The sequence below is a fragment of the Rufibacter sp. JT3400010 genome, assembly GCF_054956755.1.
This window is the reverse complement of record NZ_JBUDXA010000003.1, coordinates 293190-318063: the sequence shown is the minus strand read 5'-3', so window position 1 is coordinate 318063 and position 24874 is coordinate 293190. Positions and strand designations below refer to the sequence as shown.

Genomic DNA, 24874 nt, shown 5'->3' with positions numbered 1-24874 from the left:
GGACCTCCAGACACTACGAGGTCTTTGAGGTGAGCAGTAGTACGGTAGGGAAAAGCAATTCTTCTGATTGTAAGTTCAGCAACTGTTTTGCGGTTATTTTGATGAAAGGAGGCAGAAAGCAGTTCTCACCTTCAATACCTCGTAGTGTCCAGAAACTCTCTATGGCGCGGAAGTTACTTACGTGACTTGGCATAGACTGAAGCACGGAAGTAGCCTCCGCGCCATAGTCGGAGCGATTGAATTCTTCTCTACGACAGATTACGTTTTAGGCTCGTTATCATCAAGAAGGCCTGAAAACAGGAACGCCTCTTCTAGCGGCAGAAGAGGCGTTTCTGTTTGTAGTTGAAGTTGTTTAACTGATTTAGAAGATCAGGAACTTACGGTTCCGTTTGTTCAAGCTTTGCTGGTACATTTTGCCGTTGGGGTTATCCTGGTCAATCAACCGTTTGGATTTCCGCTTTTTTGCTTTCTTACCCTTGGTCTTGCTCTTATAATCAGCGACGGCGAAGCGACCTTTGCCGGTGTCGTATTTGATACCGGGTAAAGCAGCATTGGGTTTAGAGGTCATGCCACCGCTGGTTTTAGCAGAGGCTACGGCTTTTTGTTGCTCCAGCAACATACTCCGGTCCATGCTTCCAACTCCCACCTGGCCTTTTTTTACGCCATCAGGACCACGGCGGTTAGTTTTTTTTGCCTTTTGCGCGGTCGCTTCAGACGCACTTGCCCCTACTAACAGGAGCGTTATTGCAAATACAACGTATCTGAAAAAGTTAATCATACAGAATAGGAGCGGATAGAGGTTGAATGATGGAGGTGTAACGCTAAACGTGGGGCTGCTGTTCCAAAGATATAAACTTAAATTTGAGCAAAATATTATACTTTCCTAAGCTTTTCGCCTTAAAAAGGAGGTATAAAGAGTATTTTTAGAGGGTGGGCGGGAAGAGAAACATTCTGTGTGTATTTCTTTATATTTGCGCCTCTTATTTTTGGAAAAACAGACGTTTAGAAAATAGAACATGACCCAATACAATAACCTTCTGCTGGAGAACAAAGGCGGTATTCTATTTATCACGGTAAATCGTCCTAACAAGATGAATGCCCTCAACATTGAGACGGTAAAGGAAATCAACAACGCCTTTCAGGAAGTGTATGATGATACAGAGGTGCGGGGCGTGATCCTGACGGGAAGCGGCGAGAAGGCGTTTGTGGCCGGCGCAGACATTTCTGAGATTGCCGAACTCAACGAGGTAAACGGACGCCGTTTCGCGGAGCGGGGGCAAGATGTGTTCTCCCTCATTGAAGAATGTCCCAAGCCCGTGATAGCCGCCGTAAACGGATTTGCGTTGGGTGGAGGTTGCGAGCTGGCCATGGCCTGTCATATACGGGTGGCTAGCGAGAACGCCCGGTTCGGGCAACCGGAGGTGAATCTGGGTATTATACCCGGCTATGGCGGTACCCAGCGCCTGACCCAGTTGGTAGGCAAAGGCAAAGCCATGGAACTGATGATGACCGGCGATATGATTTCGGCCGCTGAGGCCAAAGAGCTAGGCTTAGTAAACCACGTGACTACGCAGGAAGACCTAAGAGGCAAGTGCCTGGAGATTATGCAGAAGATTGTAGCCAAAGCCCCCATCGCCGTAGGCATGATTGTAGACTGCGTGAATGCCTGGTATGACAAAGAGGAGCACGGCTACCAGACAGAGGCCAACTCTTTCAGCCGCTGCTGCGGTTCAGAAGATTTTAAAGAAGGTACTTCGGCTTTTTTAGAGAAGCGCAAGCCTGCTTTCAAAGGAGAGTAATTTACTTTCATCATCACGTATATCAATCATTCCCTTGCTCCCGTTTTTAACCTGTCTCACCTAAAGCAGGCTAGAAACGGGAGTAACTGTAAATGGGCCATTATGTTTCTTTCCAATTCTTGTTTTACCTGTGTACCCTCCACTTCTAGTTTAGTATGAGCATTGCAAAGAAACTGGTAGGGCAAACCGCCGCCTACGGGCTCAGTAGTATTGTAGGCAGGGCCTTGAATTACCTGTTGGTACCGCTTTATACGGGAGTGTTTGCGCCCGCAGAATACGGAGTGGTTACGAAACTTTACGCGATTGTTGCCTTCCTGAATATTGTGTACACCTATGGCATGGAGACGGCCTTTTTCCGGTATGCCAATAAGCCAGGGGCAGACCGGCGAGCCCTTTACCACAAAGTACAAACGCTGGTGCTTACGTCCAGCCTGCTTTTTACCGCAGTTATTATCATCTTCTCTTCGCCAATTGCAGCAAAGCTAGACTACCCGGGTAGGGAGAAGTTTATTATCTGGCTGGCCATTACCATGGCTGTAGACGCTGTATCAGCCATTCCGTTTGCCCGCTTGCGGCTCGAAAACAAAGCCATGCGCTTTGCCATCATCCGGCTCACCAATATTTTCCTGGTGATTGGCGGAAATCTCTTCTTCCTGATATTCTGTAGGCAGGTGTACGAAGGAAAATATTTGGCAGAACTGCGCCCGTTGGTTGAAACCATTTATGACCCGGAACTGGGGGTAGGTTACATTTTCCTGGTGAACATGGTGGCCAACCTGCTGTTCATTCCTATGCTTTGGAAAGAGTTCTCTGATTTCAGGTTCCGGCTTGATTTTACAGAAATGCGCCCCATGCTGGTGTATGCTTTCCCAATATTGGTGATGGGCCTGGCCGGAGCCACCAATGAAATGCTTTCCCGGCTTATGTTGGAAGACTGGCTACCGGAGGGTTTTTACCCCGGAGTGACGAATGAAGATGCGCTGGGTATTTTCGGGGCGAACTATAAACTGGCTATCATGATGAGTCTCATGATTCAGGCTTTTAGATATTCGGCGGAGCCTTTTTTCTTTTCGCAGTCTCAAGATAAGAATTCCCCGGCCACCTTTGCCGTAGTCATGCGGTGGTTTGTGATTGTGTGCGCCTTGGCTTATCTGGGCATCAGCGCGAACTTAGACTTGTTCCAGTATTTTCTGGGGCAGGAGGCGTACCGCACGGGCATGGAGGTAGTGCCGGTTCTGTTGCTGGCTTATCTGTTTAACGGTGTGTACTACAACCTCACCGTCTGGTTCAAACTCACAGACAAAACGCACTATGGCACGTACATTACTATCTTTGGTGCTATAGTGACAGTAGCCGCTAATTTCCTGCTTATTCCAGTTTTGGGGTACATGGGCAGCGCCATTGCGGCATTTCTCTGCTACTTTTCAATGGCAGTGGTGTGCTACGTGATTGGGCAGAAGTATTTTCCGGTGCCGTATCCGTTGAAAGCCATTTTTGGGTACTTAGTTCTGGCCTCTGGTCTTATCTGGTTGGCGTACGCGTGGGAACTGGAGAGTTTCTGGCTCAGGCAGGCGTACCATTTGGGATTGTGCGGCGTATTCCTGGCCGTGGTGTGGCTGGTGGAAAAACCGATGCAGCGGCAGGTAAAGGGATAATTCCTTATATTAGCTGTCTATGACCACTACACTTCCTGTTAAAATTATCAATCTGGGCAAGCACCCACTGCCGGCCTATGCCACCGAGCACTCTGCCGGGTTAGACCTTCGGGCCAACTTAGCTGCGTCCGTGACCTTAAAGCCTTTACAGCGTACGCTTATTCCTACGGGACTTTCCATTGAACTACCCGAAGGCCACGAGGCGCAGATCAGGCCCCGCAGCGGATTGGCGTTCAAGCACGGCATTTCCATTGTGAACAGCCCCGGCACCATTGACGCCGATTACCGCGGTGAAATCAAGGTACTGCTGGTGAATCTCTCAGACACAGATTTTGTCATTGAAGACGGCGAACGCATTGCGCAAATGGTCGTAGCTAAATATGAGCGCGTGGCGTGGGAGGCCGCCGAGGAACTGACCGAAACAGTCCGCGGGGAGGGTGGCTACGGCAGTACTGGCAAACAATAAATTTGTTATCTTCAGTTTTTACCCTATTTTAGGAAAAATAGCCTGAAAACGGGGAGAATGCAAATCCTAAATCTAGGAAACCCGTAGGTAGGCCTTACTTGAGCAACCTTTATAAGACACACACTATGAGAATTATTGTACCAATGGCCGGCATGGGCAAACGTATGCGCCCGCACACCCTCACTGTTCCTAAACCTCTTATTCCTATTGCTGGGAAACCAATTGTACAGCGGTTGGTGGAAGACATTGCCAAGGTGTGCCAGGAACCCATTGAAGAAGTAGCCTTTATCATTGGTAACTTCGGGAAAGAAGTAGAGGCGCGTTTGCTGAAAATTGCCGAGTCTGTTGGTGCCGTTGGTTCCATCCATTACCAGGACCAGCCGCTGGGAACCGCCCACGCTATTCTATGCGCCCAGAGCGCCTTGAAAGGCAACGTTGTTGTGGCTTTCGCCGATACTCTCTTCAAAGCAGATTTCAAATTAGATACTTCAGCTGAAGGCACTATCTGGGTGCAGAAAGTAGAAGATCCGCGTCCGTTTGGTGTAGTGAAACTGAATGAGCAGGGACAAATCACGGAGTTTGTGGAAAAACCACAGGATTTTGTGTCTGACCTGGCCATCATTGGTATTTACTACTTCAAAGACGGCGAGTACCTGCGCAGCGAGTTGCAGTACCTGTTGGACAATGACATCAAAGACAAAGGTGAATACCAGATTACCAACGCATTGGAGAACATGAAGAGCAAAGGCTCGGTGTTCATTCCCGGCCAGATCTCTGAGTGGCTGGACTGCGGAAACAAAGATTCTACCGTGTTTACCAACCAACGCTACCTGGAATACATCCAAGACGAAGAAGGTTTGGTGTCTGCCACTGCGCAAGTGAACAACAGCGTGATCATTCCGCCGGTATATTTGGGCGAAAACGTGGTGTTGAACAATTCAGTGGTAGGTCCGCACGTTTCCATTGGGAACAACACGCAGGTATTTGCCTCTGTGATCAGTAACTCCATTGTGCAGGAAAGCAGCAAGGTAAACCACGCGCACATAGCTAACTCCATGGTAGGGAATTACGTTGTATACGAAGGGGTACCTTCTGACCTGAGCTTAGGCGACTACAATACCCTGCGTGGCTAGAACAGATTAAGTTTATGTTGAAAAGAGGACTCACGATAGTGGCCGTTTTGTGCGGGTTGGTGGCAGCGGGAGAAGAAAGCTATGCCCAATCTGAGCGCAAAAAAGAGAAGCCCGCTTCTACCGGTACCACCGGCAGCCCTTCTCTGACCTTAAGCCCGCAGGAGCAGCAGCTATGTGAGTCCTATTTTGTGGAAGGCATGAAGTTTTTCGTGCTGGAAGAATATAACAAAGCCTTAGACCGTTTTCAACGGGCTTACGCCATTAGCCCCAACAACGCGGCCGTCAACTACAAATTAGCCGAAACCAGCCTGCTGCTGGGCAATGTGCGGGGCGCATTGCCCTTCGCCCAGGCCGCGCGGGAACTGGAACCCAAGAACGCCTATTACCATCTGCTGCTGGCCCAGATCTACACAAATCAGCAGGAGTATGATGACGCCATCAAAGTCTACGCTAGACTTACCCAGGAACTGCCCAACACCGAGCAATACCTCTTCAACCTCACGGACCTTTATCTTTCCAAAAACCGGTTAGATGATGCGTTACGGACGTTGGACCAGATTGAGGAGAAGTACGGGCTCATTGAAGAGATTTCTTTTAAAAAGCAGCAGATTTACCTCAAGCAGAACAACCTGGTCAAAGCCCTAAAGGAAGGCGACAACCTGATTACCTCCAAACCGGAAGAAGTACGCTATTTATTGGCCCAGGCCGAGATTCTGGCCGCCAACAAAAAGTTTGCTGATGCCATAAACGTTACCCAGAAAGCCTTACAGGTAGCGCCAGACAATGCTTACGCCCGCCTGATGTTAGCCGATTTGCTGCAACAGCAAGGAAAAGCCACTGAAGCCGATGCCCAACTGGAACTTGCCTTCGGGAACCCGGCCCTGGATATTGATTCCAAGGTGAAGATTCTAGTAGATTACATCCGGCGGTTACCTAATGAGAAAGTAGCGGCCCAAGCCATCAAACTAGCCGAACTGACCACCAAAGCCCACCCGCGCGAAGCGAAAGCCTATGCCGTGGCCGGTGACATCTTTGTGAATGCCGGGCGCAAATTACCCGCGCGGGACAATTACGTGAAAGCGGTTGCGTTAGATCCTGGCCATTATAAAATCTGGCAGCAGATTGTGTTGCTGGACGGCGAAATGAACCAGAACGATTCCCTTATTCTGCATTCTGAACGAGCGCTGGAGTTCTTCCCTAACCAGCCTATGTTCTGGTTCTACAATGGTACGGCGCACCTCATTAACAAAAATTATCCCAAAGCCACTAAGTCCCTGGAGTACGGCCGCAGGTTGGCCGGCAATAACCGAGACCTGCAATTGCAGTTCAACCTCCAGTTAGGCGATGCCTATCATTCACAAGAGCAATATGCTTTGTCTGATCAAGCATATGAGGCAGCCCTGGCCATAGAACCTAACAACCCGCACGCATTAAACAATTACAGTTATTTCCTGTCTGTCAGGGGGCAGAATCTGGCGAAAGCCAAGGCGCTGGCCGGCATGTTGGTAGCTCAGTATCCAGACAATCCTACCTATTTAGATACGTATGCGTGGGTTCTGTACAAGCTGAAAGATTACCAGGAGGCAAAACGGCTATTAGAGAAAGCGGTAGCAGTTTCTTCAGATGCCACCATTATTGAACACTACGGCGATGTGCTCTACCAATTGGGGCAGCGCGATTTGGCCCTGAAGCAATGGGTACGGGCCAACCAGGTTGGCGGTGCCTCAGAGGGCATCACCAAAAAGATCAAAGACAAGAAATTATATGAATAGTAAGGGTTATCTATACGCGTTTGCATTGAGTTTACTGGTGATGGTAGGTTGCCAAAAGAATGTGACGGCACCGGCGGCGTCTGGAGCAGCAGCACCAGAAAGCATCAATAAAGTAAACGTAGTTAACACAGATTACACGTTCTTCTCGGCTAAAGGAAAAGTACAGAGTGAGAGCAGTAAGATAAGTGCGAACCTAACCCTTCGCATGAAAAAGAATGAAGTGATCTGGGCCTCTGTGCAGGCTTTGGGCTTTGAAGCGGCCCGTTTGAAAGTAACCCCAGATTCGGTGTATGTGGTGAACAGGCTCAAAGACGAGTTTTTTGCCGGTTCATATGACATGCTGCGCCAACGCTACAACGTAGATGTGGATTTCAACACCCTGCAAGATTTATTGATCGGGAATTTTGTAGCTGGTGAAAACGGGCGGGAAAAGCTGGAGTTGGAAGGACCAGTGCAGCATTTGCGTACACTTCGTACGAATCTCCAGATAGACCAATATGTGGATACCACCAAGTTCAAGCTGAAACGTACCGAGGTCCGGAATCTGCAGACCAAGGATTTCATGACCGTAGATTACCAGGATTTTGAGGACCTGAACGGGAAACCTTTCGCCATGGCGGTACTGCTTTCCATTCAGCAACCAGAGGGAAATGCTGGTAAAACCACGGTAGTAGCCGTGAAGCACAGACAGGTTTCCACGTCTGACACTTCTCTGGATTTTCCTTTTTCCGTACCTTCGAACTATGAACGAAAATAGGGCGGGGCTACTTTATCTTTTATTATTCTTTTTCTTGATGGGGTACAATTCTGCGGAGGCACAGCAGAAAAAGACCACCCGAGCTCCTGCCAGAACAACCACCAAAAAAGCACCGGTCAAAACCAAGGCGCAACTGGAGCGCGAGAAAAATGCCAACCTGAAGCGTATTCAGGAAGCCAACCGCATTTTGCAGCAGACCGCTCAGAAAAAGCAAGCGTCTCTGGGGCAGCTCAACGTAATCAAAGAAAAAATCACAGTTCAGAAGGGCGTTATCACCAACATTTCCTCAGAGATCAGTTACCTGAACCGTGACCTGCGCACCACTGAACAGAAAGTAGCCGATGCCCAGACCGATTTACAACGGCTAAAAAAAGAATATTCCCGCCTCATTTACGCGGCTTCCAAAACGGCCAACAGCTACAACAAACTTATGTTTCTGTTTGCCTCTGATTCTTTTAACCAGATGATGCGGCGCATGAGTTACCTGCGCCAATATACAGAGGCCCGTAAAAAACAGGCAGCTGCCATTGAAGAAGTGCAGCAAAACCTCAACCAACAGCTTAATACGCTTACCTCGCAGAAGCGGCAGAAGAGAACTCTCTTAACTGTGCAGCTGAACGAGAATAAAAATCTTCTTTCCATGCATGACCAGCAGGATCAGGTCATTCAACAACTCAGCAAACAGGAACAATCCTTAAAGCAGGAACTGGAACAACGTCAGAGAGCCGTGCAGCAATTGAACAGATTAATTGCTGATAGGGTACGGGAGGAAATTGCCCGGGCGGCACGGGCCGCTGCTGCCAAAGCCAAAGCCGCCCGCGAAGCCGCTGCTGCTGCCCGTGTCGCCGCCGCGGCTGGTAAACCCGCTCCAGCAAGTACAGGTACTAACGCCAATACCGAAGCCGCTGCAGCCAAGACCAAGGCTACCGTTTCCCGCACAGATAGGGTGACTCTTACGCCGGAAGGGACCGCTTTGTCCAACAGCTTTGCCGGTAACAAAGGGCGCTTCGCCTGGCCGGTAGAACGCGGGTTTATCTCGCAGCGGTTCGGCCGGCAGGCCCACCCGGTCCTGAAAGGGGTGGTGGTTGAGAACCGAGGCATTGATATCCAAACCGGCGCCAATGAACGGGTTCGCTCTATCTTTGGGGGGAAAGTACTGACAGTACAGACCATTCCGGGCATGAACAATATTGTGATGGTGCAGCACGGTGAGTACTTCACCGTATACGCCAAACTCCGCACTGTGAGCGTGACCGAAGGCCAGGAAATAAGCGCCAAGCAAACCATTGGTACCGTGTACACAGACGCTGAAGGAACTTCTGAGCTTCAGTTCCAAATCTGGAAAAACCAAACCAACCTCAACCCGCAAGGCTGGCTCATGCCGAAATAATAAAAGGTGTTTAGGGGCAATCCTTGTGGTTGCCCTTTTTCAATGGCCGCGTAGTCTCAAGCTGCTTTGGGGTTTTTGCGTGTGGTTTCCGGCGAGTCTGGAGACTCGCTTCATCTCTTGTCACAAGTCTGGAGACTCGCGCCAGCAAGCTGCCCTTTGCAGTAATTAATTTGTAAGAGCGGCCTATCGCTATTCCTTTTCAGGCTTCTTGTTTTCTGAAAATAGCCCTAAAACGGTGAGAGAGGATCAGCGTTTGTAAATAAGGAAAACGGCGGGTTGTTTGTGGAGGTCTGGGACCTTGCCTTTCCAGTCTGCCACCCGCAGGGTTTTGATGAATTCGTTGGAGCCGGTAATATTGGCCGCAATGCACAGTTTGGTGTCTTTGCTCAGGTGTTGTAGCAAATCATCTATCATCTGTTTGTTGCGGTACGGCGTTTCCATGAAGATTTGCGTCTGGTCTTTCTGTACCATTTCTTTCTCCAACCCCTTCAACGCCTGAATACGGTCTCGTTTCTCAATGGGCAAATAGCCGTGAAATGCAAATGATTGCCCGTTGAACCCCGAGGCCATCAAACCCATCAATATCGCTGAAGGCCCCACCAAGGGCACTACTTTCACGCCGTGTTGGTGCGCCAAACGTGCCAATTCCGCTCCTGGGTCTGCCACACCCGGACAGCCTGCCTCTGAGATGACTCCGGCATCCTGTCCGGCCAGCAAAGGTTTTAAAGCAGCGGTCAGTTCGGCATCCGAAGAATTCTTGTCAATAACCGTAATCTGCAGTTCTTCAATAGTCTGGCTGGGCGCGATGGATTTGATGTAGCGGCGGGCAGTGCGGGCATTCTCTACCAGAAAGTACTTTAGTTGGGCGGTGACCTCGATCACCTGCCGGCAAATGACGGCAGAGGCGGTGTCTTCTGCCAGAACTGTAGGAATCAGGAAAAGGGTGCCTTTGGCCGGTGTGCTCATGTACTCTTTGGTTGTTTTATCTAAAAGCAGCTCAAAACAGGTAAAGCCGCTTATCTCTCTTTTGTTATCCTGCTTATTCCCTTTTTGTCATCCTGATTATTCCCATCTGTCATCCTGGAAGGACCTTGTGGGCGAACTAGATAGACCTCAGTTCAGGCGTTTTAATCGTTTGGAGCCAGTTTTCTCAAAATGACTTAAAATTAACCTTCAGCTCTGCAGAAATTCCATGGTTAAGCGGTAGAACTCCTGCGGTTGTTCGGCGTGAAGCCAGTGACCGGCGTTCTCAATGGTTTCTATGGTCGCGTTTGGGAAGAGCTTCTGAATCTGGGGCAAGTCTTGCTCTGGCTTGATGTAGCGCGAATTGCCACCCCGCAGAAACAGCGTGGGTTTGGTAAAGGGGGTTTCTGACTCAATATTGCTCAAAACCTGGGGCAGGTTGGCTTCAATGGCATTCAGGTTCAGGCGCCACCCGAAGCTGTTGTCTTCTTTGCGGTACAGGTTCTTGAGCAGAAACTGGCGGGTACCGTAATCATTGACATTCACGGCTAGTTGGTCATCGGCTTCTTGCCTGTTCTGGATGGAAGCCAAGTCAATGGAGCGGAAACCTGCCAGAATATCATCGTGGTGCGGCGGGTAGTACTTGGGGGCAATGTCCGCGACCAGCAGTTTGGAAAGCTTATCCGGGTTTTGCAGGGCGAAGTTCATGGCAACCTTTCCGCCCATGGAATGCCCAATAATAAGGGGGTTCTGCAATTGGTGCTGCTGAATGAACTCCAGAATATCATCGGTCATGAGCTGGTAGCTGAACTCATCAGAGTGCGGCGAGCGGCCATGGTTGCGCAGGTCAATCAGGTACACCTGATAGGTTTTGGCGAACTCGCGGCCCAGGGTCTGCCAGTTGTCCAGTGTCCCGAACAGGCCGTGTAAGATAAGGAGTGGTTGGCCTTCGCCTAAAAGTTTATAATTTAATTCCATAGTCTGGAGAGATTGAATGCGAGGGTTGTTTTAAGTCTATTTTACAGAAAACAGACCCATTTCGTTTTGGTGTGGTACGGCACGCGGGGCCAAAGGGCTTTCAGTTGCTCCAAGTCTATGAGCAAAGAAGTAATCTTGAGTTGCTCTCCGTTGGTGAGCGAAAGCGTCAAATATTGGTAAGAACTCCAGAAGAAGCGTTTAGACAGGCAGATTGTGTGCGTCATTTCCCTGATGTGCTGCGGGTTGAGTAGATACTTGCCACCGGGTTGCAGGAGCAACGCGCTTTTGGTCTCTTTTCCCAATTCCAAGGCATTTTCGCGTTCGTAGCGCCAGTACTGGAAGTGTACCAGCAGCGTGGGCAACGCGAACAGGAACAACACGGTGCCCAAACCAATCGCGATGCCTTTTTCCAGCGGCGTGTCATTCTGTTCCCTCAGCAGCATACCTAGCATGGTGCCGCCCAACCAGAAACTGAACAAAGACCAGAACACCATTTTGAACTGGCGCATGGGCGAGAGAAAGAACACCCGCTGCTGTTTCCTGAACAACCAGGCAAAAAAACGCACCCCGTACTGCGCCGCAATCACTAAGGCCGCAATTTTAAGCAACACGCCTAGCATAGCCGCCGGGTTTTAGAGCTGTTTTTTAGAAAAAGAGCCAAAAAAAGGGAATGCCGCATTAGTAATTCAGTTGGCGCAAGTAAAGCTGGATGGTATTCTCCAAACCGTAATACAACGCGTCACAGATAAGGGCGTGGCCAATGGAAACCTCGTCTAGGTTGGGCAGTTGTTCTCTCAGGTAACGCAGGTTATCTAAGTCCAGGTCATGGCCGGCGTTCAGGCCTAAGCCGCAAGCCTGGGCCACGCGGGCAGCCTCGGCGTAGGGTTTCACGGCTTCTTTGCGGTTGGCGAGGTAGTCATGGGCATAGGCTTCGGTGTAGAGTTCAATGCGGTCAGTACCGGTTTCGGCGGCGCCTTCTACCTGCGCATTGATAGGGTCTACGAAGATGGAAGTCCGGATGCCTTCAGCCTTGAACTGGGCAATGACGTCTACCAGAAAGTCTTTGTGTTTAAGCGTGTCCCAACCAGCGTTGGACGTGATGGCATCGGGCGCATCGGGCACCAACGTCACTTGTTCGGGCTTCACGGCCAGCACCAGTTTGATGAAATCTGGGGTGGGGTTGCCTTCAATGTTGAACTCGGTGGTCACTACGGCTTTCAGGTCGTATACATCCTGAAACCGGATGTGCCGTTCATCGGGCCGCGGGTGCACGGTAATGCCCTGCGCCCCGAACCGCTCGCAGTCCAGCGCCGTTTGCACTACATTTGGCCGGTTGCCACCACGGGCGTTCCGTAACGTGGCTATTTTATTTATATTTACGCTCAGTTTCGTCATGTTGCTTTTGCGTTAACGTTCTATCCTGAAGATTGGAGCAAAGATAAAAGAAACTTGATGTCACTTTCCTAAATGATTTCTGACCCGGGTGCTGCGGTACCTTTACTAAAATAAAACTATGAGCCTGAAAGAAAAAGTAGAAGCCGGCATTAAACAAGCCATGTTGGCCAAAGATAAAGTGCGTCTGCAAGCCCTGCGTGGCATCAAATCACAGATTCTGTTAGCCGAAACCGAAAAAGGCGGTGTGCAGGCCCTTACCCCAGACACCGAACTGAAACTATTGACCAAAGCCGCCAAACAGCGCCGCGAGTCGGCGGAGGTATACCGCACCCAGTCGCGCCCAGACCTGGAAGAAGTGGAACTGGCTGAACTGGCCATTATTGAGGAATTCCTGCCCCAGCAGTTAGATGAAGGCGATCTGCGCGAGCGTCTGTTGGAGATTATCCAGCGTGTGGGTGCTTTAGGACCATCAGACATGGGCAAAGTGATGGGGGTAGCCTCCCGTGAACTGGCGGGCCAAGCCGATGGTAGAGCCATTTCCAATGCAGTAAATGCCTTGTTAAACAACACCAACGCCTAATCTCAGCGGGTGAGTACATTTGACCTTTTCTTGCTGTTGCCGGTGGCATACGGCGCTTTCAAGGGCTTCTTCAAAGGGTTGGTGCTGGAGGTGGCGTCTTTGGCGTCACTTATCATCATTACCGTTTTCGGGATGAAAATAGTAGGGCTGGTGACCCCGCCCATCCATGAGTGGCTCGGCGACAAAGCCGGGTTTCTGCCCTTCCTTCCGTATCTGCTGGTTTTTACCGGCATCGGCTTTGCCGTAAGAGCCGTGGGTAGAATGGTCAAGAAAGGTGTGCATTTAACCCCGCTGGGCCTGATGGACAATGTGGTAGGAGCCGGAGTGGGAGGCGCTAAGTGGGCGTTTGCCATTTGCCTGCTGGTGTACTTCGCTAACGCCACAGGCTTGGACGTGGCGCTGCAAACGGTGCGCGAGTCTGAGGTGTACCCGTATTACCTGGGGGCCGCTCCCAACGCCTGGGCTTTTGTGCAATGGATTATTCCCTTCGGCCGCGAGGCGCTGGAGTCTTTCGGGTAATGCCTGTTTTAAGGTTGTTTTTACCAAACAGCCTTGAAACGGAAGTGCCGTAAACTCGGGCCGCTGCTTCGCTTTGATGAGTAGTTATCTGTTCCTGTTTTGGGCCTGTCTTACCAGAAACAAGCCTAGAACAGGAATATCTTTTTTCTTTTGGTTGCGTTTTCTTCTCTGTGCTGCTGCTTTTAGACAATTTTGATTCTTTTACCTACAACCTCTATGATTATTTCCGCCAGTTAGGCGTAGAGGTAGAGGTACGCCGGAATGATGTGCCGCTGGAGGAACTCAAAGCTATGCCGTTGCAGGGAATTGTCTTGTCGCCGGGGCCGGGTACGCCAGAACGGGCCGGGGTCATGCCTGCCGTCATTGACTACTACCATGACCGGTTGCCTATGTTGGGTATTTGTCTGGGGCATCAGGCGTTGGGCCAGTTCTTTGGGGCCAGGGTAGTGAAAGGCCTGCGGCCGATGCACGGGAAAATCTCGGAGATTCAGTGCGTCCCTGATCCCATTTTTGCGGGACTTCCCTCCAGTATACCGGTGGTGCGCTACCATTCGCTGGTGGTGCAGGAATCTCCGGAGGACTTAGTGCCTTTGGCGCAAACCACTGATGGGGAGCTCATGGCTTTTAAGCATGCACACTTGCCGTTGTACGCGTTGCAGTTTCACCCAGAGGCGGCGCTTACCCCGCACGGACTGGAAATGCTCAGAAATTGGGTGAATATTGCTAATATTACATCTCTATACTAGTTTCTACTTACTATCAATACAAGCGATTTTCTCACATGAATTTGGAAATCAAGAAGGAAGGCGGGTTTGAGTACATAGATGAGGGCGAAGGCGAAGTGCTTTTGCTCTTGCATGGGCTGTTTGGGGCGCTGAGTAACTGGCAGGGAGTGGTCTCCTATTTCCATAAAAACTACCGCGTGGTCATTCCTCTTATGCCACTGTATGAGATGCCTTTGCCTCAGGCCAGTGTGCCCGGCTTGGTAGAATTTGTGGAAGACTTCGTGGCTCATAAAAACCTGTCTGATTTAACGCTGTTGGGAAATTCCCTGGGTGGGCACGTGGCACTGGAGTACGCCTTAAAACGGCCCGAATACGTGAAGCGGCTGGTGCTGACCGGCAGTTCTGGTTTGTTTGAAGACTCTATGGGTGGTTCCTTCCCCAAGCGCGGGAGCTATAGTTTTGTGAAAGAACGCATAGAATACACCTTTTATGACCCGGCCGTGGCTACCAAAGAGCTGGTAGACGAGGTGTTTGATATTACCAACAGCAACCCCAAGGCCCTCCGGATCATCTACATCGCTAAATCCGCGCAGCGGAATAACCTGGGCAAAGATTTAGGCCGAATTAAAGCGCCCACGCTGCTGATCTGGGGTTTGAATGATACCATTACCCCGCCTATGGTGGCGCATGAGTTCAATAGATTGATTCAGAATTCAGAGTTGCGGTTTATAGATCATTGCTGTCATGCACCCATGATGGAACATCCAAACGCCTTTAACAGTATCTTAGAAGAATTCCTGTTAAAGACTGCTGCTTATGATAGCTGAAGAACTGATAAACCAGATGGTTCCGCCCCTTAAACCCTCAGACACCGGCGAGAAAGCCGTGCGTTGGATGGATGAGTTCCGGCTGAACCAACTGCCCGTGGTCAAGAACCGAAAATACTTGGGCCTGGTAACCGAAGAGAATGTCATGGAGGCTAAGAACCCAGAAATGGTCTTAGAGAATATTCATTTTGATTTTGAGCACGTACATGTGCAGCAAAACCAACACTTCTACAACGTGATGGAACTAGCTATCAAAAACAAAGTGCAGGTAGTACCCGTGTTGGATGATCTGCAGGAGTATTTAGGCGTGATTACGGTAAATGACACTATCTCCGCCTTCGGGCAGATGTCTGCCATACAAGGCCAGGGCGGTATTCTGGTGCTTTGCATGGCCGAACGCGACTATTCGCTTAGTGAGATCAGCCGTCTGGTAGAATCTAACAATGCCAAAATCCTGAGCGCCAACGTCTCGCCAGATGAAGCCGATATCTTCAGAATAAAGCTGACGCTTAAAATAAACACCGGTGACCTTACCCGCATCATCGCCACGTTGGAGCGGTTCGGGTATAAGATAACGGCCCAGTTTCAGGATACCTCCAGCGCACCAGAAGACCAGGACAGACTGGATTTGCTGTTACGCTACCTAAACATTTAACTTTCCTATAGTGGTGAAGGCAATATATTTGTGCTTTTCGTAAATTTATTGCAACCCCTTTGAGTCATTCGTCATGAAAATAGCAATAGTTGGTAAACCTGTAAAAGAGGAAGTGATTCCTTTTGTGCACCGGCTATTTGATATTTTGGCCCGAGAGGGCGTTCAGGTGACCGTGGCAGACCACTTTGTAGAGGCATTCGCCCCACTTTCCAACATTCCGGCCCAAGCCGAGGTCTTTACCCGGGAAACCAGTCTGAAGGACGTCAATTACGTGCTGAGTTTGGGAGGAGACGGTACCTTGTTAGACGCCGTGACCTACGTGGGTGCCTTGCAGATTCCCATCATGGGCATAAACATGGGACGTTTGGGGTTTCTGGCCTCTGTGCCGTATGCCCAATTAGACATGGCCATTGACTCCTTGCTAAAAGGACACTTCACCCTGGAAGACAGATCGCTCATTCACCTGGACAGTGACCAGGAAGTATTTGACGGCATCAATTTCGGGCTGAATGAATTCTCCATTGTGAAGCGGGACACCTCTTCCATGATTGCGGTGCACACCTACATAGACGGCGAATACCTGAACTCCTATTGGGCAGATGGCTTGATTGTGGCTACCCCCACCGGCTCTACGGGTTACTCACTTTCCTGCGGAGGGCCCGTTATGATGCCGCAGACAAACAATTTCGTGATCTCTCCCGTATGTCCTCATAACTTGAACGTACGGCCTCTGGTGGTATCAGATAAAAGTGTGATATCTTTTGAGATTGAGGGGCGAAGTACCAGATACCTGGTGTCTTTAGATTCCAGGTCCAGGCCCGTAGATGCTTCCATCCAGTTGGCAGTCAGGCGGGAGAATTTCAACGCCAGACTAGTGAAATTGAATCAGGTGAATTTCCTGACCACCCTTAGAACCAAGATGCACTGGGGGCTTGATCAGCGAAATGGTTAAATAAAAACAAAAAATTATAAAATCCTATTACCTGCTTGTGGTAATAAAAAAAAGTATAATTTTGTCCGTTGCAGGATTATTTTGTTTTGCGCAGTAAATAGAAATTCAGTAAGTAATAGTTGATGGCATGAAAAAATTTTTCTCTACTTTATTAATTTTGTTTGTTCTCTTTATGGCTGCTGCCCCACAGGTAGAAGCACAGCGTTTTAACAGGAGAAATCTTTACAACAGCGTGGGGATCAGTTTAAATGCCATGAATTATTTTGGCGATGTAACCCCTGAGTCTGACTTTACCAGCTTACGCCTGAACTCTACCCGTCCAAGTGTGTCAGTACACTTTACCCGTAAATTCACTTCACGGATTTCTGGTAGAGCCGCTCTCTCCTGGGGAAGAATCACCGGCGATGACAGCAAAAGTGCTGACTTCTCTGAGCCAGAAAACGAGCCTAGATTCAAACGTAACCTCAGCTTTAGAAATGACATCAAGGAGTTAAGCGTACATGGTATCATTGATTTATTCGAAAACCGCAGAACGTACCTCCGTCGCCCAGACTTTACACCTTATGCCTTTGTGGGATTAGCGGTATTACACCACAACCCTAAAGCGTACTATGACGGTGCTAACCCGGCTCTACCAGCCGGTTGGTATGAATTGCAGCCGCTAGGAACAGAGGGGCAGTATGCCAACGGAGGTGATTATCCAGAACCCTATAAGAAAGTTCAGTTTGCCATCCCTTTCGGTTTTGGTATGAAATACAAATTAGCTAGAACTTGGGATGTAGGGTTTGAAATTACCTGGCGCAAAACCTTCACTGACTACTTGGATGATGTAAGTACTACGTACGCAGATAAAGGTGATTTAGCAGCCATGGGTGGTGGAAAAGGAACCGCCGCCGCTATTCTTTCAGATAGAAGCTCTGAGAACTCAAGAGCTGGCAACTACAATATCATCACCGAGAACGGTTTCAGCAGAATTGAAGGCTTTGGTGCTAAAGGAAACCAAAGAGGAGATTCCTCAGATGATGACTGGTACATCACTACAGGTTTTTCTTTAAATTATATTCTGGCTCCAGCAAGAAGAGGACCGAAATTCCGTTAACACGGTAACACCTTTGATTTGAAGTAAATGATTCTAAAAACAGTACGCGCACTCCTTATTTGCACCTTGGTACAAATAGGGAGTGTTTTTTTTGTAGTACCTGCCATTGCGCAGCAGCAAACGGGGCAACCTAGAACCACCAGTGAACTAGGAGTAGGGATTGGTGGCGTTCTTTACAAAGGAGATGTGGCTCCCAGGTATCGGTTACAGAGTAACCGGCCGGCGCTCACTATTTTCTATAAAAGGGATCTTTCCAGTGCGTTGACCGGTAAAGTCAGTTTGCTGTTGGGTAGAATAAAGGCCCAGGATGAAGCCTATACAGACAATCCTTCTTTCCTGGCTAGAGAATTACCGTTGTCTATGTATAGACAAGCCACCGTTACTACCAGCCTTTTGGAACTGAGCGGCGGCATTGACTATAACTTCATGGATTACTATGATTTCAGACGTAACATCCGCTGGACACCTTATTTCACCGTGAGTTTGGCAGGGGTGGTATACAATAACAAGACAACTGGCCAGGATCCTGCCATTATCTACCCCGCCAACACAGATCAGGAGCAAGCCTACAGAACTGGTTTCGCTTTTGCGGTTCCCGTTGGGGCTGGTGTAAAGTACGCGCTTTCTGAGCATTGGAATTTAGGGCTTGAGGCAGGCGTTAGGGTTCTCTTCACAGATGATTTTGATAACCTGGCAAATCAGAATGAGCAGGTGATGAATCCGTACAGCAGAGACCTGTACTTCTACAACGGTGTTAGTATTTCCTATACGTTTTACAAGATTCACTGCCCCATTAAGTAAGAGGTGTAGGGGTAGAGTAGAATCAGATGAGTAAAATGTGCAAAGCTTTTCCTAAATTGCATTGAAATTTCTTTTTAATGAGCCTGAAGGAAAAGATTGACATAGGCAATTTGCCCCAACACATTGCCGTTATTATGGACGGGAATGGTAGGTGGGCAAAGAAAAAGGGCAACCTTAGGATTTTTGGGCACCAGAATGCTATTACGGCTGTGCGCGAAACAGTGGAAGCCGCAGCAGAACTGGGGGTGCATTACTTGACTCTCTACGCTTTTTCCACAGAAAACTGGTCAAGACCAAAGTATGAGGTAGAAGCCCTAATGCAGTTATTGGTCAGCACCATCCGGAAGGAGACGGAGACCTTGAATAAAAATAATATTCGGTTACAGTCTATTGGTGATACGGCCGCGCTGCCTCAAGCCTGTAGAAAGCAACTGGAAGAAGCCATCCAACTCACCAGCAAGAACACGCGCATGACCTTGGTGCTGGCTTTGAGTTATAGCGGCCGTTGGGAGTTGGTTAACGCCATGCAAAAGCTTGCGGCGCAGGTAAAAGCGGGAGAGTTGGAGCCAGAGGCGATCAATGAGGATACCGTGCAGAATTACCTGAATACGGCTGGCATGCCAGATCCGGAGCTTTTAATCAGAACCAGTGGGGAGCAACGGATCAGTAACTTCTTGCTTTGGCAATTAGCCTATACAGAACTGTACATCACAGACCTGCTCTGGCCAGATTTCAGGAAAGAACATCTTTATGAAGCCATACTTGCTTTCCAGCAACGGGAACGTCGTTTTGGAAAGACAAGCGAACAATTACAAAAAGCACATTCTTAATGAGTAAGTACTTTTGGCTGTTATGCCTCTTAGTGACGTCTGGTATAACTGCCAATGCGCAGATCAGACTAGGGGTAGGTGGCAACAACACGACCACCTCCATTGATTACGCAAATCCTCGTAAATACAAGATAGGGGGTATTACGGTAAGTGGGGCAAAGTTCCTAGACCCTAGTACGTTGATTTCCTTAACGGGGTTAAGAATTGGCGATGAAATTGATGTTCCTGGTGATGCCATCAGCAGAGCCATTCAAAAACTCTGGGACCAGGGAATTCTGGGTGGGGTAGATGTGCGTGCCACTAAGATTGAGGACGATACCATTTACCTTGATTTCTTTTTAACAGAGCGCCCGCGTTTGTCGCGTTTTGACTTTTCTGGAACCACGAAGGCCCAATCAGAAGATCTACAGAAGTCTGTCGCCTTGAATAAAGGTAGAGTAGTGACAGATGCACTTTTGAACTCCACCCGTACTACGGTCCAGAAGTTTTTCCAGGATAAAGGCTATCTGAATACCCAGGTGGTAATCAGACAAACGCCAGACTCTGTTATTTCTAACAGTGTGGCTCTGGAGATTAGAGTAGACAAAGGAGAGAAGGTTCGCATTGGAGAGCTGGATATTGAAAGAACCAACCCTGCTACTGGCATAACTAAAAAGAGTGGTATAAGTGGATTCATCTCTGGTTTATGGAGCGACGAGGATGATGTCGTTTTCAGCGAAAGCAAATTAAAAGGTAAGCTGAAGAAGACCAAAGAGAAGAAATTCTATAAAATCTTCACAGGCGCTAAGTTCAACAAAACGGAGTACGAGGCAGATAAGAAACTCCTGATCGATTTTTACAACTCGGAAGGTTTCCGGGATGCAACTATTGTTTCAGACTCCATCTACAAGATTAGTGATGACCGCATAGGCATCAAGATTGTAGTAGACGAAGGGCGCAGATATTTCTACCGTAACATTACCTGGAGCGGTAACTACCTGTATGACGATGCCATGTTGTCCAGAGTATTAGGTCTGAACAAGGGAGATATCTACAACAGAGAAGAACTAGACAAACGTCTGAACTATAATCCTAACGGAAATGACGTAACCTCGCTTTACATGGATGATGGTTACCTGTTCTTCCAGATTGAACCCGTTGAGGTTGCCGTAGAAGGCGATTCTATTGACATTGAACTGCGTTTAAGCGAAGGTACCCAAGCTACGGTGAACTCAATCACTGTTACCGGAAATACCAAGACAAGTGACCACGTAATCCTTCGTGAATTACGCACATTGCCAGGGCAGAACTTCAGCAGATCAGCTTTGATTCGTTCACAGCGGGAGCTTTCCAACCTGGGCTATTTTGACCCTGAGAAAATCGGAATGGAACCCATCCCTAATCCTGAGAACGGTACGGTAGACATCCGTTACACAGTAGAGGAGCGGCCAAATGATCAAATTACCTTGTCTGGTGGTTGGGGTGGTGGCCTCGGTGCGGTAGGAACGGTTGGTTTGGTGTTGAACAACTTCTCACTGCGCAAAGCAACTGACTGGAAAGAGTGGCGCCCTGTTCCGTCTGGAGATGGACAACGTCTAGCTCTCAATATTCAGGCGAACGGTAAAAGATACCAGTCTTATTCATTGTCGTTTACAGAACCTTGGTTAGGCGGACGCAGACCAAACTCTTTGACGGTAAGCTTGAGCAAGTCTATTCAACGGTATAACCAACAAGATGAATTCGGACAGAGAGAAGAATCTTTCATTGACATTACTGGTGCAAGCGTAAACCTGGGAAGAAGGCTGCGGTGGCCAGATGATTATTTTACCTTAAGTAATTCTATTTCTTACTTCCGGTATAATATGAGCAACGCCTCTGCCATTTTCGGAAACTATGAAGAGGCAAACCAGATCAGAGATGCGAACAACATTTCATTCATTACATCTTTTGCCCGGTCCAGCATTGACCAACCAACCTTCCCTCGTTCAGGTTCTTCTATAGGACTGAACGTGACTTTTACGCCGCCTTACTCTTTATTTAAGAGCACGGTAAATAATTTTCAGTGGATTGAATTCCACAAGTGGATGTTTGATGCTTCCTGGTTCCATTCATTAAGCGGAAACGGTAAACTTGCCTTGAACACCCGGGCTCATTTTGGTTTCATTGGGACGTACAGCTCTAAAGGTGTAATTGGTCCATTTGAACGATTCAAATTAGGAGGTTCAGGTTTAGGTGGAGGCTCTTTCATTGTAGCTACAGATTATATTGGTTTGAGAGGTTATGAAGACGAAAGTATCTCACCAAACGGTGCAGGTGGTATCGCCTTCAATAAATATGTGGCTGAACTACGTTACCTAATTTCTCCGAACCCTGCCGCTACCGTGTTTGTTTTAGGGTTTGCCGAGGCTGGTAATAACTTCGGAAGTTACCGTGAATACGATCCCTTCAAACTGTATCGTTCTGTAGGGGTAGGAGCCAGGGTATTTATGGCTGCTTTCGGTTTGTTGGGCTTTGATTATGGTTGGGGACTTGATACCGTACCAGGACGCCCTGGTGCCAATGGAGGTCAGTTTCACTTTATCATTGGGCAACAAATCAGATAATTGGAACAGAATTTGTTAAGGTAAGTGTGATGAAGAAGTTAGGGTGCTTTTTGTTGGTGAGCTTGTTCCTCCTATTTGGGCAGGACGTGAGTGCGCAGCGCTTTGGCTATATTGATTCTGGTTTTATCTTGCAGAAAATGCCCGCGTATGCCAGTGCTCAGGCCGAGGTAGAAAAGCTGTCGCAGACCTGGCAGAAAGAAATTGAAGGCATGCGTGCGGAACTTGAAAAGCTCCAAAAGAGTTATCAGGCTGAAGAGATCTTGTTAACGCCCGACATGAAAGTGAAGCGGCAGGAAGAACTCAGCCGCAAAGACGCCGAAATACGGGAGTACCAGCGGAAGATGTTCGGGTTTGAGGGCTCTTTATTCAAAAGACGGCAAGAACTGATCAGGCCCGTACAGGACCAACTATTTGAAGCCGTTGAGAAGGTAGTTCGGCAACGCGGGTTGAACTTTATGTTTGACAAGTCTGGAGATGTAGTGATGTTGTACACAGATCCCCGGCATGATTACACTGAATTTGTATTGGAAGAGCTAGGCCTTGCATCTAAAGAACAAAACACCGCAGGAGCCCGTCCGGCAAACGCTTTAGTAGATGACCCGGCTGACGTGCCACCGCTCCCCGCAGGAGCAACCACCTCAGAGAACCCGACGACTAAAAAAGCGGAACCAGTGCGCAAAGCACCTCCGGTTAAAAAGAAAAACAATTAAACAAACTAAGTAACTTACAATGAACAAATTGAAATCTCTGTTAGTAGCTGCCTTCTTGCTAGTGAGCGTGGCTTCTTTCGCACAGACAGGAAACGTGAAAGTTGGTTATACCAACGCCAACTACATCATTAGCCAATTGCCTGAGAGCCGTCAGATTGAGTCAGATCTGAAAGCGCACAGCGGCCAATTGGAGAAAGAGCTTCAGAATAAATACAAAGACTATCAGGCAAAAGTAGAAGCTTATAAAAAAGGTGCTCCTACTATGACTGATGTGGTGAGAGCAGATAGAGAAAAAGAATTAACCACGTTACAAGCCTCTATTGAAGAATTCCAGCGTAACGCTGATGCTTCTTTGCAGAAAAAAGAGCAAGCTGCCTTAGAGCCTGTGATGAACAAAATTCAGAAGTCTATTGACAAAGTAGCCAAAGAGAACGGTTATACCCACATCTTTACCGCTGAAGCTTTGTTGTATGGTCCAGAAGATGGAAACAACTTCACTGACCTTGTGTTGAAAGACCTTGGTGTAACACCTGCTCCTAAAGGTGCTGCCGCTGCTTCTGCCGCTACTCCAGGTACTACTTCTACTTCTCCTAAACCAGCTGTACAAAATGCAGCCCCGGTTAAGAAGAAAAAATAAGGTTTAAGACCTCTTTAAATAAAGAGCCGGTAACGATTATCGTTACCGGCTCTTTATTTTTGTGCTACATTTTGAATAACAGGCGTAAATCAGATGCAATTACCTGAGGGCACAGAAGACGAGTATGAAGAGTTGGCTAGCGCCGATTCAGATGAGTTATACGAACATCACCGTATTCAGGTGGACAAGGGCCAGGCCCTGTTGCGAATTGACAAGTTCCTGATGGATCGTTTGCCTAACGTAACCCGGAACAAACTACAGGATGCGATCAAGGCAGAATCTGTCCAAATCAATGGAAAACCCACTAAGGCAAGCTATAAAGTAAAGCCACTTGATGTCATCACGGTTACGTTGGCTAATCCTCCCAGAGACACAGATGTGGTGCCGGAGAACATTCCGTTGAACATTGTGTTTGAAGACGAGGAGCTGATGATCATCAATAAACCTCCGGGAATGGTGGTGCACCCGGCGTATAACAACTGGTCTGGCACGCTGGTCAACGGTTTAGTGTATTACCTGCAGAACCTTCCTACCTCCAGAAACGGAGAGATTCGCCCGGGCTTGGTGCACAGGATTGACAAAGACACATCAGGGTTATTGGTGATTGCCAAGTCTGAGTTTGCCATGACTTTTCTGGCTAGGCAGTTTTTTGACCACTCCATTGAAAGAACGTACTATGCTTTGGTGTGGGGCGTTCCGGCTCAAGCCAAAGGAACCATAGTGGGGCATATAGGTCGGAGCGCGAAAGACAGAAAGGTGATGGCCGTTTACCCTGAGGGTGAATTCGGGAAACCGGCTGTTACCCACTATGAGGTGCTGGAAAGCTTCACGTACTGCAGTCTGATCAAATGTAATTTGGAGACAGGACGCACGCACCAGATCAGAGCCCATATGAAGTACCTGGGACACCCCTTGTTCAATGATGCTACCTATGGCGGCGATAGAATCTTAAAAGGACAGCAAACCGGTTCTTATAAAGCTTTCGTCCAAAATACATTTGACGTACTGCCCAGACAAGCGTTACATGCTAAATCCCTAGGCTTCATTCATCCTACTACCCAGCAGTTTGTTTTCTTTGAGTCTGATTTACCCGCTGATTTTGTAGCTGCATTGGAAAAATGGCGTCAATACGGGCAAGTTCTTCAGAGCAGAAGTAACGCTTGATGAAAGAGCAGAGGTCTGTCTTCGATTGCGGAGAAGAGTAATGGTACATAGGTTGAGCTAATAAGGTTTAGAAGAAAGACTTCTTTGGTTAACCTTTCTAAAGAGATCTGTCCTTAAACCCGTTTCGGGATTGTTTTCCCAAAATTGACTCAAAAGCGCTTGGTCTTTGTATAACCCGTTTGCTTTATAATCGCTAATGGTCGGTTCTTAGGTTATCAAAAAGCTTTACATATAAATTTTGTCAAGCTCTATTACTTCCATTCAACTATAAACCTGTCATGTGTGCATGAATTAACGTTTTAGGGCAGTTTTGTGGAAAACAGGCTTAAACGCAGTGGCACAGGCGCTTGCAGGTCTAAAGATGTTACAAGGTTGGAGTAGGCGACTTTGCGTTTACAAACTGGGGCGAGACTCTGATCTAGTGACTGCGGATGCAGCGAGTCTTCAAATTCGCGGAGAACCTCGGCAGGGCTTAAGATTAGGTA

At 48.4% G+C, this 24874-nt stretch carries 25 protein-coding genes; 20 read left to right on the top strand and 5 right to left on the bottom strand.

Translation table 11 applies throughout. The features are described from left to right. Nucleotides 1–361: 361 nt before the first annotated feature. Nucleotides 362–631, bottom strand: coding sequence for a hypothetical protein (locus tag ACY0JR_RS04805; RefSeq protein WP_462632779.1), 270 nt, complete (start codon nucleotides 629–631; stop codon nucleotides 362–364). Between the two features lie 385 nt (nucleotides 632–1016). On the opposite strand from ACY0JR_RS04805, the gene ACY0JR_RS04800 reads away from it, so the two are divergent. The 7 genes from ACY0JR_RS04800 (at nucleotide 1017) to ACY0JR_RS04770 (ending at nucleotide 8972) form a co-directional block, all read left to right on the top strand. After that, nucleotides 1017–1799, top strand: coding sequence for an enoyl-CoA hydratase/isomerase family protein (locus ACY0JR_RS04800; RefSeq protein WP_462632778.1), 783 nt, complete (start codon nucleotides 1017–1019; stop codon nucleotides 1797–1799). A gap of 155 nt (nucleotides 1800–1954) precedes the next feature. Then, nucleotides 1955–3454: a lipopolysaccharide biosynthesis protein gene (locus tag ACY0JR_RS04795; RefSeq protein WP_462632777.1), complete on the top strand. Its 1500-nt coding sequence runs from the start codon at nucleotides 1955–1957 to the stop codon at nucleotides 3452–3454. A gap of 19 nt (nucleotides 3455–3473) precedes the next feature. Next, nucleotides 3474–3920 (top strand): dUTP diphosphatase, encoded by a 447-nt coding sequence (dut, locus tag ACY0JR_RS04790; RefSeq protein ID WP_462632776.1) that lies wholly within the window; start codon nucleotides 3474–3476, stop codon nucleotides 3918–3920. A 125-nt stretch (nucleotides 3921–4045) separates the two neighbouring features. Then, nucleotides 4046–5053: a sugar phosphate nucleotidyltransferase gene (locus ACY0JR_RS04785; protein ID WP_462632775.1), complete on the top strand. Its 1008-nt coding sequence runs from the start codon at nucleotides 4046–4048 to the stop codon at nucleotides 5051–5053. 14 nt (nucleotides 5054–5067) lie between these two features. After that, complete coding sequence (locus ACY0JR_RS04780; RefSeq protein WP_462632774.1) at nucleotides 5068–6825, top strand: tetratricopeptide repeat protein; 1758 nt, start codon at nucleotides 5068–5070, stop codon at nucleotides 6823–6825. Continuing rightward, a complete protein-coding gene (gene lolB1 / locus ACY0JR_RS04775; protein WP_462632772.1) occupies nucleotides 6818–7582 on the top strand; it encodes a lipoprotein insertase outer membrane protein LolB1 in 765 nt (254 codons plus the stop codon). Before ACY0JR_RS04780 ends, lolB1 begins: the two co-directional genes overlap by 8 nt. A gap of 37 nt (nucleotides 7583–7619) precedes the next feature. Next, on the top strand, nucleotides 7620–8972 hold the full coding sequence (locus ACY0JR_RS04770; protein ID WP_462632770.1) for a murein hydrolase activator EnvC family protein: 1353 nt from the start codon (nucleotides 7620–7622) through the stop codon (nucleotides 8970–8972). Between the two features lie 246 nt (nucleotides 8973–9218). Here the strand turns inward: ACY0JR_RS04770 and ACY0JR_RS04765 are convergent, their stop codons facing one another. The 4 genes from ACY0JR_RS04765 to ACY0JR_RS04750 all read right to left on the bottom strand — a co-directional run bounded on the left by ACY0JR_RS04765 (nucleotide 9219) and on the right by ACY0JR_RS04750 (nucleotide 12308). Beyond that, nucleotides 9219–9938, bottom strand: coding sequence for an SAM-dependent methyltransferase (locus ACY0JR_RS04765; RefSeq protein WP_462632769.1), 720 nt, complete (start codon nucleotides 9936–9938; stop codon nucleotides 9219–9221). Between the two features lie 207 nt (nucleotides 9939–10145). Further along, on the bottom strand, nucleotides 10146–10913 hold the full coding sequence (locus ACY0JR_RS04760; protein ID WP_462632767.1) for an alpha/beta fold hydrolase: 768 nt from the start codon (nucleotides 10911–10913) through the stop codon (nucleotides 10146–10148). A gap of 41 nt (nucleotides 10914–10954) precedes the next feature. Then, a complete protein-coding gene (locus ACY0JR_RS04755; RefSeq protein WP_462632766.1) occupies nucleotides 10955–11533 on the bottom strand; it encodes a hypothetical protein in 579 nt (192 codons plus the stop codon). Between the two features lie 58 nt (nucleotides 11534–11591). After that, nucleotides 11592–12308: a pyridoxine 5'-phosphate synthase gene (locus tag ACY0JR_RS04750; protein ID WP_462632765.1), complete on the bottom strand. Its 717-nt coding sequence runs from the start codon at nucleotides 12306–12308 to the stop codon at nucleotides 11592–11594. Nucleotides 12309–12426: 118 nt separating this feature from the next. Here ACY0JR_RS04750 and ACY0JR_RS04745 point away from each other — a divergent pair, with 118 nt between their 5' ends. From ACY0JR_RS04745 to ACY0JR_RS04685, 13 genes are all read left to right on the top strand, one after another. Next, on the top strand, nucleotides 12427–12888 hold the full coding sequence (locus ACY0JR_RS04745; protein WP_462632764.1) for a GatB/YqeY domain-containing protein: 462 nt from the start codon (nucleotides 12427–12429) through the stop codon (nucleotides 12886–12888). Nucleotides 12889–12897: 9 nt separating this feature from the next. Beyond that, nucleotides 12898–13407, top strand: a complete 510-nt coding sequence (locus ACY0JR_RS04740; RefSeq protein ID WP_462632763.1) for a CvpA family protein — start codon at nucleotides 12898–12900, stop codon at nucleotides 13405–13407. A 170-nt stretch (nucleotides 13408–13577) separates the two neighbouring features. After that, nucleotides 13578–14153, top strand: a complete 576-nt coding sequence (locus ACY0JR_RS04735; RefSeq protein ID WP_462632762.1) for an anthranilate synthase component II — start codon at nucleotides 13578–13580, stop codon at nucleotides 14151–14153. 35 nt (nucleotides 14154–14188) lie between these two features. After that, entirely contained in the window at nucleotides 14189–14959 is a 771-nt protein-coding gene (locus tag ACY0JR_RS04730) for an alpha/beta fold hydrolase (protein ID WP_462632761.1), read from the top strand. Continuing rightward, nucleotides 14949–15614 (top strand): CBS domain-containing protein, encoded by a 666-nt coding sequence (locus ACY0JR_RS04725; RefSeq protein ID WP_462632760.1) that lies wholly within the window; start codon nucleotides 14949–14951, stop codon nucleotides 15612–15614. Before ACY0JR_RS04730 ends, ACY0JR_RS04725 begins: the two co-directional genes overlap by 11 nt. A gap of 73 nt (nucleotides 15615–15687) precedes the next feature. Further along, a complete protein-coding gene (locus ACY0JR_RS04720; protein ID WP_462632759.1) occupies nucleotides 15688–16566 on the top strand; it encodes an NAD kinase in 879 nt (292 codons plus the stop codon). 127 nt (nucleotides 16567–16693) lie between these two features. Then, nucleotides 16694–17665: a DUF6089 family protein gene (locus ACY0JR_RS04715; RefSeq protein WP_462632757.1), complete on the top strand. Its 972-nt coding sequence runs from the start codon at nucleotides 16694–16696 to the stop codon at nucleotides 17663–17665. Between the two features lie 66 nt (nucleotides 17666–17731). Next, a complete protein-coding gene (gene porG / locus ACY0JR_RS04710) occupies nucleotides 17732–18466 on the top strand; it encodes a type IX secretion system protein PorG (RefSeq protein ID WP_462632756.1) in 735 nt (244 codons plus the stop codon). Between the two features lie 83 nt (nucleotides 18467–18549). Beyond that, nucleotides 18550–19296, top strand: a complete 747-nt coding sequence (locus ACY0JR_RS04705) for an isoprenyl transferase (protein WP_462632859.1) — start codon at nucleotides 18550–18552, stop codon at nucleotides 19294–19296. Then, nucleotides 19296–21878: a BamA/OMP85 family outer membrane protein gene (locus ACY0JR_RS04700; RefSeq protein ID WP_462632755.1), complete on the top strand. Its 2583-nt coding sequence runs from the start codon at nucleotides 19296–19298 to the stop codon at nucleotides 21876–21878. The genes ACY0JR_RS04705 and ACY0JR_RS04700 overlap by 1 nt, the downstream gene beginning before the upstream one ends. A gap of 29 nt (nucleotides 21879–21907) precedes the next feature. Beyond that, the gene (locus ACY0JR_RS04695; protein WP_462632754.1) at nucleotides 21908–22588 is read left to right on the top strand and encodes an OmpH/Skp family outer membrane protein; all 681 of its coding nucleotides are present in this window, start codon (nucleotides 21908–21910) and stop codon (nucleotides 22586–22588) included. 19 nt (nucleotides 22589–22607) lie between these two features. After that, nucleotides 22608–23225, top strand: coding sequence for an OmpH/Skp family outer membrane protein (locus ACY0JR_RS04690; protein ID WP_462632752.1), 618 nt, complete (start codon nucleotides 22608–22610; stop codon nucleotides 23223–23225). A 93-nt stretch (nucleotides 23226–23318) separates the two neighbouring features. Continuing rightward, complete coding sequence (locus tag ACY0JR_RS04685; protein WP_462632750.1) at nucleotides 23319–24389, top strand: RluA family pseudouridine synthase; 1071 nt, start codon at nucleotides 23319–23321, stop codon at nucleotides 24387–24389. Nucleotides 24390–24874: the final 485 nt, after the last annotated feature.